The following is a 12,971-nucleotide window of genomic DNA, read 5'->3' on the forward strand; positions in this document are numbered from 1 at the left end:
GACGAGCCGGCGGGCTGACCGCGGGCCGAGCCGTACACGGCGTTCCTGGATACCCCCTGGGGTATTTGCGCATCGTTTCCCTTCTCGGCTACTCTCCGAGGCATACCCCCTGGGGTATCTGACATGTCCGTGACCTGCGCGTCCGGCGACCGCGGCCTGCTCGCCCCCCGGTGGGCGGCGGCAGCGGCGCCCCGGGTCCGGACCGGCCTCCACGACGAAAGAAGATGGGTATGCCTCGTTTGTCCCCGAAGATCGACGCGGCCTCGCTGCGCGACCGCCTCGCCGCCCCGGACGCGCCGCGCCTGCTGGACGTGCGCACGCCCGCCGAGTTCGCCGCGTCGCACATCCCCGGCTCCTACAACGTCCCCCTCGACACGCTGCGGGAGCACCGCGCCGAGCTGCGCGGCTCCCTCGACGAGGTGGTGCTCGTCTGCCGGAGCGGCGCCCGCGCGGCCCAGGCCGAGGAGGCGCTCGGCGAGGCGGGCATGACCAACGTGCACATCCTGGACGGCGGGATCGTCGCGTGGGAGGCCGCGGGCGCGCCGCTCAACCGGAACCGGTCCCGCTGGGACCTGGAGCGGCAGGTGCGCCTGGTCGCCGGGTCCCTCGTGGTGGTCGGCGTCGTCGGCGGCCTCGTCGTGCCGGGGCTCCAGTGGCTCGCTGCCGGAGTCGGCGCCGGCCTCACGGTCGCGGCCCTGACCAACACCTGCACGATGGGCATGCTGCTGTCGAAGCTGCCGTTCAACCGGGCGCCGTCCTGCAGCGTCGTGACGATGGCCGAGCTGCTGAAGGAGCGGCGGCCATGATGACACTCGCGCTGACCCTGATCGCATCGCTCGCCATCGGCGTCTCGCTCGGCCTGCTCGGCGGCGGCGGATCCATCCTCACCGTGCCGATCCTCGTCTACGTGGCCGGGGTCGAGGCGAAGCAGGCCATCGCCATGTCGCTGTTCGTGGTGGGCGCGACCTCGCTGGCGGGCATCCTGCCGCACGCCCGCGCCGGCCGTGTCCGCTGGCGCACCGGCCTGCTGTTCGGCGGCGCCGGAATGGCGGGCGCCTACGCCGGCGGACGGCTGGCGGCCTTCATCCCCGGCGGCGTGCTGCTCGGCGCATTCGCGGTGATGATGGCCGTGACCGCGGTCGCGATGCTGCGCAGCCGCCGCACCCCCACCGGCACTCACGCGGACCGGCCCATCTTCCGGATCCTGGCCGAAGGGGTGACCGTCGGGCTCGTCACCGGGCTGGTCGGAGCCGGCGGCGGCTTCCTCGTCGTTCCCGCGCTCGTCCTGCTCGGCGGCCTGTCCATGCCCGTCGCGGTCGGCACCTCGCTGCTGGTCATCGCGATGAAGTCGTTCGCGGGGCTGGCCGGATACCTCTCCAGCGTCCACATCGACTGGCCGCTGACCCTCGCGGTGACCGCCGCCGCGGTGCTGGGCGGCCTCGCCGGTTCGCGCCTGGCCGGACGCGTCGACCCGCAGCGGCTCCGCCAGGCCTTCGGCTGGTTCGTCCTGGTGATGGCCGGGGTCGTGGTGTCCCAGCAGGCCCCCGGGCCGGTACGCCACGCCCTGTTCGCCACCCCCCTCGGCTGGGCGGTGCTGGCGGCCGTCACCGTGGCCGCGTCCGCCGCGCTCCTGGCGCACAGGACCAGACGGCACGGGCCGGCCGCCGTCCACGAGGCGAAGCACGCCGCTCCGCCGGAAGGGGTGCGGCACTGATCCGCCGGCTCGGCGGCGCGGGATTCCCGCGCCGCCGGGCATGAGCGCGGCGCCTGAGGGGGACGGCGACGAAGATGGAACGGGACGTCGAACGTGGAGGTGGCCGTGGACAGCGCGGAGTGGGATCGCCGGTACGCCGGCAGCGACCTGGTCTGGTCGGCCGGGCCCAACCGGTGGGTCGAGGAGGTCGCGGCGGACCTGCCGGCGGGCCGCGCCCTCGACCTGGCGGCGGGGGAGGGACGCAACGCGCTGTGGCTCGCCGAGCGCGGCTGGACGGTCACCGCGGTCGACTTCTCCGCCGTCGGTCTGGAGCGGGCCCGCTCGCTCGCCGAGCGGCGGCTCGGTGAGCACGCGGACCGGATCCGCCCGGTCGAGGCCGATCTACGGGAGTACACCCCGGCACGCCAGGGCGCCGAGTTGGTGATCGTCGCCTATCTGCAGGTCGCCGAGCGGTTGCGCCGCAGCGCCCTGCGCGCCGCCGCCGACGCGGTGGCCCCCGGCGGGCTGCTGCTCGTCGTGGCCCATGACAGTGACAACCTCGCGCACGGTGTCGGCGGCCCCCAGGATCCGGCCGTGCTCTACACCGCGCAGGACGCGGTGTCCGACATCGAGGGCCGCGGCCTCCAGATCGTGCGGGCGGAACCCAGGACCCGCGAGGTCACCACCGACGAGGGCTCCCGCACGGCCATCGACGCGTTCCTCCTCGCCCACCGCCCGTGACCTGCCCGATCACCCCGGTGAGCCGGCCGCTCAGGGCGGCCCCGCCCAGCGGGTGAGGCGGGCCCGGACCGCTGCCTCGTCGAGCGCGAAGTCCTGCGGGGTGTAGCGGTGGGCGCCCTTGGCGGTGCGCGGGTGGTCGGCGTGGTAGCGGTCGATCATGCCGGTGGCATCCTCGGGTTCGAGGCCCGCCGCGGCGTAGATGCGGTCGAGAACGGCGGCGGTGTCGTGGACGAGGTCGTCGTAGTCGATGTCGACGATCGTGAGGCTGCCGGCCCGGTCACCGGTGCGGAAGTCATGGGCGCGGCGGAGCCACAGTTCGGTCTGATCGGTCTGGAAGCGGCCGACGTCGGCGGGGGCGACGTGGTCGCTGTAGGTGGAGCGGAAGACGCAGAAGAGACTGGCCCCCGAGGCGACGGTCTGCACGATGTCGCGGTGCAGGAAGATCACGCAGGCGCCGGGGAAGGCTGCGGCCAGGCTGGAGAGCTCGGCGGTGTGGGCGGGGGCCTTGAGGAGCCATCGGCGGCCGTCGGCGTCGTCGAGCGTGGCCAGGACGTGCCGGTGGCGCCGGTAGGTGTCGGTGAGGTCCTGGCCGGCGAGCCAGCGGCTGTAGCCGTCCAGCCGGACGGTCGCGCTGAACCCCCAGTTGCGGAAGCCGGAGTTCATCGCGACGACGCATTCCTCGGGCAGGCGCGGGCCGTGGCCGTGGACGGTCGACAGAGCGGGGTTCAGCAGGTCCAGCAGGTCGTTGGCCGCCGCGCCGGCGTCGATGAGTTCCGCGCGCCGCTCGGCGTCCGCGCCGCGGAACTTCCAGGGGACGGCCAGTTCGGCGGGCAGCGGTGCGCGCAGGCGGGGGTCGGTCGCCAGCAGCCGGTACAGGAACGTCGTTCCGGTCCGCCACCCTCCGGTGATGACGACGGGGGGCGTGTCGAGCGGCCGGTCGGTGTGCCGGAGCCGGTCCATCGCGAGGCGGGCGCGGAGGCCGGCGACGGCCGTCCCGCGGACCATCCTGGTGCCGAGGGCGTTGAGGCGGCCGTCCTCGTCGGCGGACGCCAGGTAGCGGTCCAGCCCTTCGCGCCAGAGCGCGGGGTCGCCGAGCCCGGCGGGGTCGGCGTCGCGGAGCGCCGCGGCGATGACGGGTTCCGGGTCGAGCGCGTACGCGTCGGGCCGGGCGGCGCGGTCGGACTCGGCCGCGGCGTAGACCGCCTGGGCCTGCGGGGTCCGCTGGGGAGGGTGCCACGGCGTCATCAGGCGGTTCCCAGCTCGTCGATCCGGCGGACGCGGACGCGGGGCAGAGGCGGCGGGCGTTCGGCGTGCAGCCAGCGCAGGACGACGAAGCCGGACGGTCGGCCTTCGGTGTCGAGCCAGTCGACGTCCGGTCCGGTCTCCGGCGCCTGGGAGGCCAGGACGATCCGGTAGCGGCCGTCGCTGATCGTGGCGTTGGCGCCGGTCAGGGACACGGTCCGGTGGCGGTAGTCGAGAGAGTTGAGGTATCGGCTGTAGAGGAGGGCGTTCCAGTGCCGGCAGGGGACGGTCTCGCCCTCGATGAGGAGCGCCTGGCCGGGGTCGAGTCTCCAAGCGCCGCGCAGGTAGTGGATGCCGGGTTCGGTGTAGGCGGCGCCTTCCGCCATCTCCGCCCAGTGGTGGACGGTGTTGGGTTCGACCTGCCTATCCACCGCCGCGAAGACCGCCGGCATCATCTCGACGGCCTTGGCGAGCCGCCGCAACCGGTGCCGGAACCGCGCGGCCTCGATCGGCGGCGGGGGCTGCGGCGCCGCCACCGGTTCGATGGCGCACCAGCCATGGCGATCGGTTTTGACGTCGTCGTGGAACTGGCGCACCCAGAGTTGCCCGTTGCCCTCGGGAAGCGGGAGCCACGCGCCCGCCTGAGGCCGCGTCCCGCCGACGAGCACGGAGAACTCCCCGGAAGGGCCGATGCCGAGCCGGTCGCCGTCGATGCGGGCCGCGGCCGTCGCTGTGCCGGGCCCGCCGGTGTAGGCGGTGATCGAGGTGTGGACGGCGTCGCCGGTGCTGCCGGTCAGGCGGTACCGCCGGTCGCCGCGCACGTCGGCGACCCAGTAGCGGGTGTCGGGGTTGTCCATGAAGAACTTCTGCCGCCAGCCGTTGAACGGGACGAGCTCCGGGCGCTCGCGGTCGACCTCGAACCGGGCGAGCTGGTGGTGCAGGCCGCGCAGCAGGGCCCGGTAGCCGTCGGCGCGCTCCTGCTCGGACAGGTCGGCGGCGGCGTCGTCGAGCCGCCGTCCCGCGGCCCCCAGCGCCTCGACCAGATCGGCCCAGGCCCGCCCGTCGGGACTCATATGCCGCCCTCGCCCGGTCCCCGGTCGGTCGCTCGGTGCGGCGTCCCCATGGCTCACCCTCGCTCCTGCCCGGTCTGGACGGCCGCCGGGCAAGGCGATAACTTACAGTTCGTAAGTTATCGGGGCAAGATGCGAGGAGCCACCGGACCATGACCGCACGCCGACGGCTGAGCGGCCCGCAGCGGCGCGCCCAGATCCTGGACGTGACCCGCCGGATCGTGGTCGAGCAGGGCTACCACGCGGTGAGCATCGAGCGGGTCGCCGAGGAGTGCGGCGTCACCCGCACCGTCATCTACCAGCAGTTCGAAAGCCTGCCCGGTCTCCTCGTCGCGCTCGTCGACCGCGAGATCGAGCATGCCTTCGCCGGCTTCCGGGAGGCGGCCGCCCGTCCCGTCCATCCGGACGAGGACCCCTTCACCAGCGCGCTGGCCGGAATCCTGGACGCCGTCGACGCGGCCCCCGCCACCTGGCGGATGTTCATGCTCCCCGCCGAAGGCGGACCTCCCGAACTCCACCAGCGGCTCGCCCGGGCCCGCGCCGTCACCCGCTCCCACCTCCACAGGATCACCGGCCATGCCGCCGATCCGGAACTGAGTATCCGCGTCCTGCACGCCGTCGCCGACGAACTCGTCCGCCTCCGCCTCACCGACCCCGACCACCACTCCACCGAACGCCTTCTGGCCCAGGCCCGCCGCATCGCGCGGGCCACCCTGGGCACCGCCACCGCGCAGCCCTGATGCGGGGCATTCGTCCCGCAGGTCGAGCCCGCCGCCAAGGCAAAGCCTGGCGAGGCTGAACGACGCCGGCCCGGCGCGGTGAAAGAATGATCGGCATGGGACAAGTCGTGGTGACCGCGGAGAGAACGCTGGCAGCGAGCCCGGACCAAGTGCTCGGAGCGCTCGCCGACTACACCGGGGTGCGGTCCCGGATGCTGACGGAGCACTTCAGCGAGTACGAGGTGCGGGAAGGCGGCCAGGGCGAGGGCACGGTGGTGCACTGGAAGCTCGCGGCCACCAGCAAGCGGGTGCGCGACTGCCTCTTCACCGTGAGCGCCCCCGCCGCCGACCGCCTGGTGGAGCGGGACGCCAACTCCTCGATGGTCACCACGTGGACGGTCGCCCCGGCCGGCGGAGGCGCGCGCGTCCAGGTCGCCACCACCTGGGACGGAGCGGGCGGCATCGGCGGCTTCTTCGAACGGACCTTCGCCCCCAAGGGCCTGCAGCGCATCTACGACGCCCAGTTGGCCAAGCTCGACTCCGCGCTGAGCGCGTGACCGGTGCGCCGTAGGGGCCCGTCACTCCATCCCATTGTGGACGACTGCGAGCGGTCGGCGATATCTCTTTGGCCCGCCCGCCGCTGACGTGTTTCGCGTCCTGCGAGTAAACGATGAGCGAACACGCGGGACGGTCTTGAGGCTTGCATGCAGGGCCCGCGCGTGGCGCGGTGCGATGCGGTCTCCGAGCCGGAGGCTCCGCGAATATGGAGACGCCTCCGACGTGCATGGTTGTAATTTCAATTAAAGGCGCCATTCGTTCTGCCGACGGCGCCGAGTGGTCCACATTTTTGGCTGCATGGAGGTCTTTATCTTGGGTATTACGATATAGAGAGTGGTTTGCGGCGGGGGCATAAATGGAGTTACGGTCATGGCTCCCCTGATCGACGACGGGTTCTGATGACTTCGAATCGGCAGGCAGGACGGAACGGCTCCCGCGTCGCCCTGGTCTCCCTGGGGAGCGAGGTGGTCCGGTGCGGAGTGGGCGCCATGCTGCGCGAGCTGGACATGTTGGATGACGTGGTCGCCAGCGGCAGCTTCGACCACAGCATGGAGCTGCTGCACTCGGGCCGGCCCACGCTGCTGGTCCTGAACCACGGCGACGAGCCCCGGCAGGCGGAGAAGCTCGCGAGCACGGCCGTCGGCTTCGGCGTGCGCGTCCTGCTGATGTTGAGGGCCGCCACCGCGGAGGCGCTCGCCCAGGTGGCGAGCGTGCCCGCCGACGGCTACCTGCTGGAGCCGACGCTGACCCGCGAGGCGCTGGTGAACGCGCTGGGGGACCTGGAGAGCGGGCTGGTGCCGATTCCGCATCCGGTGGCGCGCAGGCTCCTCGCCGAGGTCGGGCCCCTCGAACCCGCCGAGCCCGAACCGGCCGCGGCGCCTCCCGCGCGCGGGGACGGCGAGCCCGCCACACTGACGGATCGCGAGATGGAGGCGCTGGCCCTGATGGTCGAGGGGCTGAGCAACAAGCAGATCGCGCGCCGCCTCGGCATCTCCGAGCACGGCGCCAAGCGGCACGTGGCCAACATCCTGGCCAAGCTCAACTGCTCGAACAGGACGCTGGCGGCCGCCGTCGCGCTCAGTCGCGGACTGGTTCGGGTCCCCGGGACCTCGCGGCGGGCCCGCCGCCGGTGAGCAGGGGCCGCTCCCCGGCCCCGCGGGCCAGGGCGGCCAGACCGCGCAGCGGGGCGCGCGCTTTGAGCAGCATCTCCTCGTACTCGGACTCGGGATCGGAGTCCAGCACGATGGCGCCGCCCGCGCCCACCGACAGGCGGCCCGGGTGCGCGACCACGGTCCGGATGACGATGTTGAGGTCGGCGGTGCCGTCCAGGCCGAAGAAGCCGATGGCGCCGGAGTAGAGGCCGCGCGCCCGCCCCTCCAGCCGGTCGATGATCTCCATGGTGCGCAGCTTCGGGGCTCCGGTCATCGATCCGCCGGGGAAGCACGTCCTCGCCGCCTGCACGGCGGTCACCCCGTCGTGCAGGCGGCCGCGCACGGTCGAGACGAGCTGGTGCACGGTCTCGTAGGACTCCACCGCCATGAAGCGCGGCACCCGCACGGTGCCGATGTCGCTGATGCGCCCCAGGTCGTTGCGGAGAAGGTCGACGATCATGAGGTTCTCCGCCCTGGTCTTGCCGGAGGAGGCCAGCTCGTCGCGCAGGGCCGCGTCCACGTGCGGTTCGGGGGCGCGCGGCGCGGTGCCCTTGATCGGCTTGGACTCGGCCACCCCGTCCCTGTCGACCTTCAGGAAGCGCTCGGGGGAGGAGCACAGGGCGTGCATCTCGCCCATGCGCAGGTACGCGGCATAGGGAGCGGGGTTGAGCCGCCGCTGGGCCAGGTACAGGTCGTAGGGCGAGCCGTCGAAGGGGATCTCCGCCGTGTCGGTCAGGCAGATCTCGTAGCTCTCCCCGGCGCGCAGCAGCCGCAGGCACTCCTCGATGTCCGCCAGGTAGCGCGCTCGCGGCCGGACGAGCCACGGCTCCGGATCGAACTCCACGCTCGGCCGGGGGACCGGCCGCGCCCTCTCCCTCCGCCTGCGGCAGACGTCGGCCGCCCTGGCGACCCACGCCCGCGCCGCGGCGCGGCTCCCGCGCCCGCCGTCGGTCAGCGCGAGCGCCCAGGTCTCCCCGGCCTCGTGGTCGATCGCGACGAACCGGCTCGCCGACATCCAGACGGCGTCGGGCGAGGACGAGACCTGCGTCGCGGGGGCGCCGCAGTCGCGCTTCAGTTCGTAGCCGAGGTAGCCGACGTAGCCGCCGTTCAGGTCGAACGGAAGCGCCGGATCGCTCGGGACGGCCCGCGCCGCGATACGGGCGTCGAGCACGTCGAAGACCGAGGCGCGGACCGCGGACTCAGCGCCGCCGGCCCGTACCAGCACGCTGTCGGATCCCGGTGCGCAGCACAGGACCTCGCCGTGCGGTCCGCCCGCGTCGCCCAGGAAGGAGAAGCGGGACAGGCCGGGCTCGACCCGGCTGCTGTCCAGCCAGAAGGAGTACGGCTCGTCCGCGAACAGCTCGGCGAAGACGTCCTCTGCCTCGGAGACGCCGAAGACGCGCTCGGCCTCCAGCGCCCAGCGCGGCTCCTCCGGCGGTCGCGGAGCGAGGGCGGCGGCGCCCCCCGGCCTCGCCGTCCCGTTGTACTCCATGGCGAGGTCGCGGAAGTTGGACATCAGCTTCGGCCCGTACTCGGTGGAGACCGACTCCGGGTGGAACTGCACGCCCCACCAGGGCATCCGCCGGTGCCGCAGGCCCATCACGACCGAGTCCGCGGCCCATGCGGTGATCTCCAGGTCCTCGGGCGCGGGGGTGGCCACGCACAGCGAGTGGTACCGCACGGCCTGGAAGCGCTGGGGCAGACCGCGGAACAGGTCGCGTCCGCAGTGCCTGATCTCCTCCACGTGGCCGTGGACGGGTGCGGGCGCGGGCACCACGTCGGCCTTCGACAGCCAGGCCAGCGCCTGGTGGCCGAGGCAGACGCCCAGCGTGGGCAGCCCGGATTCGCGGATCAGGTCGAGCGTGATGCCGATGTCGCGCCGCTGCTGCGGGCGTCCGGGGCCGGGGGAGATGATGAGGGCGTCGAAGCGGCTCGGATCCAGCTCGGCCCAGCCGGGGTCGTCGTTGGGCATCACCACCGGCTCGACCCCGTAGGTCTGGGCGGCGAGCTGGAACAGGTTGTAGGTGTAGGAGTCGTAGTTGTCGACGATCAGTGTGCGCACGGCAGTTCCCAGAGGTTGAAGGCGGGCAGCACGGCGCGGTGCCGTACGGCCCGCCGCCAGTCCGCCGCCCGCGCCGTGACCTTGGCGGGCGCCGGGCGGCCGTCGGCGCCGATCCAGGCGCGCACCGGACGAAGACCGTGCAGTGCGTTGAGGGTCCAGGTCTCCAGCCCCGGCAGCTCGGAGAGATCGGCCTTCTCCTGCCGGACGGCGAACCGCCAGCACTCGGCCAGCCGCTCCAGATGCGTCCTGGTGACCGACGGGAGCACGGTGAGCCCGGCGTCGGGCACGCACAGCTCGTCGCCGCGCCACCACACCAGTGCGCTGTGGGCGGTCTCCAGTACCGTGCCCCCGCTCTCGTAGAGCACGGCGTCGTCGGCGCCGACCGCCTTGGCCCGCTCGCGCAGCGCGGCCAGGACGCGCAGGTCAGGGCCCTTGACCGCGGGCCGCGTGCGGGGATCCGGATCCGGCGGGATCCATAGCCTGACCTCCCCGGCGCCGGAGGCGGGCGCGGTTCTGGCCCAGAGGGCCAGCCGGGGCTCGGGGCCGCCGTACGCCTCGATCCTGGGGAACCAGCGGCCGCGCGGCGGCAGCCAGAGCCGCACCGCTTCCAGGAAGCGGTGGACGGTGGCGGGCGGAAGTTCGGGCACCAGGTCGGCGCAGGCGCGCAGGAACCGCTGCCCGTGCAGCGGCAGGTCGCGGACCCGTCCCTCGGCCACCAGCCAGGAGTCGACGACGGCGGGCTCGTCCGGCCGCCGGTCGGCCGCGGGCGTCAGGCCGGACCGCTCGCTCCACACCAGGCGGGAGTCCGGCATGGTCACCACCTTCCCTCGCGCACCGCGAAGCGGCGCAGCTTCCCGGTCGGGGTACGCGGCAGTCTCGGACGTAGCTCCACGCTGCGCGGCACCTTGTAAGCGGCCAGCCGGCGCCTCGCCAAGGCGATCAGCTCGTTCTCCAGTTCGGCCGGGTCCGCTTCCCGGCCGGGCACCACGAAGGCGCGCAGCTTGCGTGCGCCGTGCTCGTCGGCGATGACCGCCACCGCCACCTCGGACACCGCCGGGTGCTCGGCCAGCACGCGCTCGATCTCCAGGGGGGAGACGGTGATGCCGCCCACCATCTCCATGTCGTCGTTGCGGCCGCAGTGCTTCAGCGCGCCGCCGTCCACGTGTTCCGCCAGGTCCCCGGTGCGCAGCCAGCCGCCGCGCAGTGCCAGGGAGGTCTGCTCGGGGCGGCCCAGGTACTCGGCCATGACCGAGGCGCCCCGCACCCATATCTCTCCGCGGCCCTGCGCGACGGGGGCGCCGCTCTCGTCGCGCAGCACGATCTCGTATCCGGGCAGGGGGCGGCCGATGGTGCCGGGCTCGTTCCGCCAAGCGGTGTTGGAGCAGAAGGCGTGGCCGACCTCGGTGGAGCCGAGCTGGTCCAGCACCGGGGCGCCGAGCAGCTCGCGGGTCCTGGCGCCGAGGGCTGTGGACAGGGACTCGCCGGCCGAGACCGCGAGCCGTACCGAGGAGAACGCCGCGGGCGGGCATTCGGCCGCCATGTTGGCGTACGCGGACGGCACGCCGTACAGGAGCGTCACACCGTGCCGGGCCACGGCCTCGGCGATCTCCGCCGGCGCGGGCCGATGCGGCAGCAGCACCGCGGAGGAGCCGGAGAACAGCGGGAAGACCAGCGCGTTCCCCAGGCCGTAGGCAAAGAACAGCTTCGATATCGACAGCGTCACATCGTCGGGTCGGACGCCCACCACGCCGTCGCCCGCGGCCCGCTGGTAGAGCAGCGGGTCGGCGTGGCGGTGCAGCGCCGCCTTGGGGGTGCCGGTCGTGCCGGAGGTGTACTGGGCGTACAGCGGCGTGTCGCCGGTGACCTCGGCGGCCGGCCCGGAGGGGGCGCTCGCGGCCAGCCGCATCAGGCGCTCGCCCGTCAGGGCGGCGCGGCGGTCGAAGCGGTCGATGAGGCGCTCGTCCGCCACCACGAGGCGGGCCCGGCAGTCGTCGGCCATGAAGGCGTGCTCTTCGGGGATCAGGTCGGGGTTGACCGGGACCGCCACCGCGCCGAGCCTCGCGGCCCCGAGGAACGCCGTCACCCATGCGATGCCGTCGCCCATCGCGATGAGGATCCTGTCGCCCGGGCGGACGCCTTGGCCGGCGAGGACCGAAGCGGCGGAGGCGGCGAGGGCGTGCACCTCGCCATGCGTCCAGGAACGTTCCGGGGTGTGGAAGGCGGGGCGCTGCCCCCAGCCCTCCCGCAGAGCCTTGGCGGCCAGGTGCGCCGCGTAGTTCGCGGGCGCGGGCCCGGCGGTCGTCCGCCCACCTCGCTCCGGGGCGGTCGGCGCCTGCACGGCGGTGCGGCTGGGCGGGACCTCAGGCATGGCGGGACCTTTCTGGCACGGCTGCGCGGGGGCGGCTCGGCAGGTCGAGGGGGGCGACGAGGAAGGCGCCGTCCACGGGACCCACCGGCCACCAGCCGCGGGCGACCAGCTCGGCGAGCGCGTCGTCGCGGTCGCCGGTCAGCGCGTCGGCGACCAGGGTGCCGAGGAGCCAGAGGACCGCACCGGACATCGCCAGCGCGTCGGCGTCGCCGGGATCGGCGGGCCGCAGCCGCGGGGTGGCGACCAGCATCGCCACGTGCTCGGCCAGGTCCAGCCGGTCCTCGCGGCCGGCGTCGAGGAGCCTTCGCCGGGCGTCGTGCCGGCGGCGCTCCAGCCGGGCCAGCCAGCCGCCGTCCACCCGGTCGAGGAGGGGCGCGGGGACGTCGTCCACGACCCGCACGGGCTCGCCCGCCACCGCCACCGGGAGCTGGTCCTTGTCCCGCCGCGGAATGTTCGCACCGTCTCCCCGGAGGTGCTCGGACACGCCGTCGAGCAGCGCGGCGACGCGCTCGCCGCCGGGGCCGAGGTCGCGGGCCAGCCCCTCGGGCGGGGCGCTCAGTTCGTAGTACCGGGCCATCGCGTCGGCACCTCCGGGTAGTCCAGTCCGAGGTCGTCGCACAGCAGCGCCCGTGTGCGGCGGACGAACTCCGCCCGCGCCTCGTCGTTGGTCAGCCGTTTGATGCCCCACCTGCGGAAGACCTCGTTGTTCCGGGACTCGCTGCGGCCGAAGAAGGGCAGGGTCATCGCGATGAGGCGGTGCGCCGAGGAGCGGACCTCCTCGCGGGCGTCCGGGTCGGCGGCCAGCCGCTTGGCGCTCGTGGTCCCGAACCGGACGTGGAAGCGCTCCTCCGGCATCAGCGACCGGCAGAGCCGGCGCAGCGGCAGGTACGAGCACTCGCAGAGGTCCTCCATCAGGACGACCTCGGCGAGATCCACGATCGCCTTGGTCATCACGTATCCGGCCCACGACCCCACCTGGTAGTCGAAGACCGAGAGCGGCGGACGGTCCCCGGCGTCCTCCAGCCCCAGCTCGTTCGCGAGCTTGTTGAACTTTAAATGGTGACCGTACTCCTCCATGGCCATTCTGCAGGCGAGCCACTTCTCGCGCGGAGTGGGAGCCAGGGAAATGGACGGCTCATCGAACACCGCCGCCCCGGTCGCCTCATTTCGCACATGGCTGTTGATGATCTTTCCGAGCGCCGCGACGTACTCGTCGCCGAGCGCGTGCGCCTCCGCGGCGTCCTGGGCTTCCCGAGTGAGTGCCGGCGGCATGCCCCTCCTTCCGGACGTCATCGACGGAAGCTATGGAGGGGTCGGAGCGGAGGCAAGTGCCCGGATGGGCACCTCGAAAGAGCAGTAGCCGAACT

13 protein-coding genes are annotated in these 12,971 nt (G+C 73.3%); 6 read left to right on the top strand and 7 right to left on the bottom strand.

The annotated features are described in order from the left end of the window. Nucleotides 1-230 precede the first annotated feature (230 nt). From K4S16_RS24415 to K4S16_RS24425, 3 genes are all read left to right on the top strand, one after another. On the top strand, nucleotides 231-806 hold the full coding sequence (locus K4S16_RS24415) for a rhodanese-like domain-containing protein (protein WP_149261362.1): 576 nt from the start codon (nucleotides 231-233) through the stop codon (nucleotides 804-806). Next, nucleotides 806-1,714, top strand: a complete 909-nt coding sequence (locus K4S16_RS24420) for a sulfite exporter TauE/SafE family protein (RefSeq protein WP_149261642.1) — start codon at nucleotides 806-808, stop codon at nucleotides 1,712-1,714. The genes K4S16_RS24415 and K4S16_RS24420 overlap by 1 nt, the downstream gene beginning before the upstream one ends. Nucleotides 1,715-1,819: 105 nt before the next feature. Then, entirely contained in the window at nucleotides 1,820-2,434 is a 615-nt protein-coding gene (locus K4S16_RS24425) for a bifunctional 2-polyprenyl-6-hydroxyphenol methylase/3-demethylubiquinol 3-O-methyltransferase UbiG (RefSeq protein ID WP_149261363.1), read from the top strand. A 30-nt stretch (nucleotides 2,435-2,464) separates the two neighbouring features. Here the strand turns inward: K4S16_RS24425 and K4S16_RS24430 are convergent, their stop codons facing one another. Together K4S16_RS24430 and K4S16_RS24435 are read right to left on the bottom strand one after the other, a co-directional pair. Then, entirely contained in the window at nucleotides 2,465-3,679 is a 1,215-nt protein-coding gene (locus K4S16_RS24430) for a sulfotransferase (protein ID WP_149261364.1), read from the bottom strand. Then, nucleotides 3,679-4,749: a DUF1214 domain-containing protein gene (locus K4S16_RS24435; RefSeq protein WP_149261365.1), complete on the bottom strand. Its 1,071-nt coding sequence runs from the start codon at nucleotides 4,747-4,749 to the stop codon at nucleotides 3,679-3,681. Before K4S16_RS24435 ends, K4S16_RS24430 begins: the two co-directional genes overlap by 1 nt. Before the next feature lie 149 nt (nucleotides 4,750-4,898). Here K4S16_RS24435 and K4S16_RS24440 point away from each other — a divergent pair, with 149 nt between their 5' ends. The 3 genes from K4S16_RS24440 (at nucleotide 4,899) to K4S16_RS24450 (ending at nucleotide 7,156) form a co-directional block, all read left to right on the top strand. Then, a complete protein-coding gene (locus K4S16_RS24440) occupies nucleotides 4,899-5,486 on the top strand; it encodes a TetR/AcrR family transcriptional regulator (protein WP_200842084.1) in 588 nt (195 codons plus the stop codon). Between the two features lie 95 nt (nucleotides 5,487-5,581). Next, the gene (locus K4S16_RS24445) at nucleotides 5,582-6,022 is read left to right on the top strand and encodes an SRPBCC family protein (protein WP_149261366.1); all 441 of its coding nucleotides are present in this window, start codon (nucleotides 5,582-5,584) and stop codon (nucleotides 6,020-6,022) included. Nucleotides 6,023-6,421: 399 nt separating this feature from the next. Further along, the gene (locus K4S16_RS24450; protein ID WP_149261367.1) at nucleotides 6,422-7,156 is read left to right on the top strand and encodes a LuxR C-terminal-related transcriptional regulator; all 735 of its coding nucleotides are present in this window, start codon (nucleotides 6,422-6,424) and stop codon (nucleotides 7,154-7,156) included. Here K4S16_RS24450 and pabB read toward each other — a convergent pair. The 5 genes from pabB to K4S16_RS24475 are packed head-to-tail and all read right to left on the bottom strand — an operon-like array spanning nucleotide 7,101 to nucleotide 12,876. Continuing rightward, on the bottom strand, nucleotides 7,101-9,236 hold the full coding sequence (pabB, locus tag K4S16_RS24455; RefSeq protein WP_149261368.1) for an aminodeoxychorismate synthase component I: 2,136 nt from the start codon (nucleotides 9,234-9,236) through the stop codon (nucleotides 7,101-7,103). The two genes, K4S16_RS24450 and pabB, sit on opposite strands and share 56 nt — an antisense overlap. Next, entirely contained in the window at nucleotides 9,224-10,048 is an 825-nt protein-coding gene (locus K4S16_RS24460; protein WP_149261369.1) for an aminotransferase class IV, read from the bottom strand. The genes pabB and K4S16_RS24460 overlap by 13 nt, the downstream gene beginning before the upstream one ends. A 2-nt stretch (nucleotides 10,049-10,050) precedes the next feature. Continuing rightward, nucleotides 10,051-11,604, bottom strand: coding sequence for a benzoate-CoA ligase family protein (locus tag K4S16_RS24465; protein WP_149261370.1), 1,554 nt, complete (start codon nucleotides 11,602-11,604; stop codon nucleotides 10,051-10,053). After that, nucleotides 11,597-12,181 carry a hypothetical protein gene (locus tag K4S16_RS24470; RefSeq protein ID WP_149261371.1) on the bottom strand — a complete coding sequence of 195 codons (585 nt, stop codon included), beginning with the start codon at nucleotides 12,179-12,181 and terminating at the stop codon, nucleotides 11,597-11,599. Before K4S16_RS24470 ends, K4S16_RS24465 begins: the two co-directional genes overlap by 8 nt. Then, nucleotides 12,160-12,876 carry a Phenylacetic acid catabolic protein gene (locus tag K4S16_RS24475; protein ID WP_149261372.1) on the bottom strand — a complete coding sequence of 239 codons (717 nt, stop codon included), beginning with the start codon at nucleotides 12,874-12,876 and terminating at the stop codon, nucleotides 12,160-12,162. The genes K4S16_RS24470 and K4S16_RS24475 overlap by 22 nt, the downstream gene beginning before the upstream one ends. Nucleotides 12,877-12,971 lie beyond the last annotated feature (95 nt).

It is taken from the genome of Actinomadura sp. K4S16 (genome assembly GCF_008327685.1).
Lineage (GTDB): Bacteria > Actinomycetota > Actinomycetes > Streptosporangiales > Streptosporangiaceae > Spirillospora.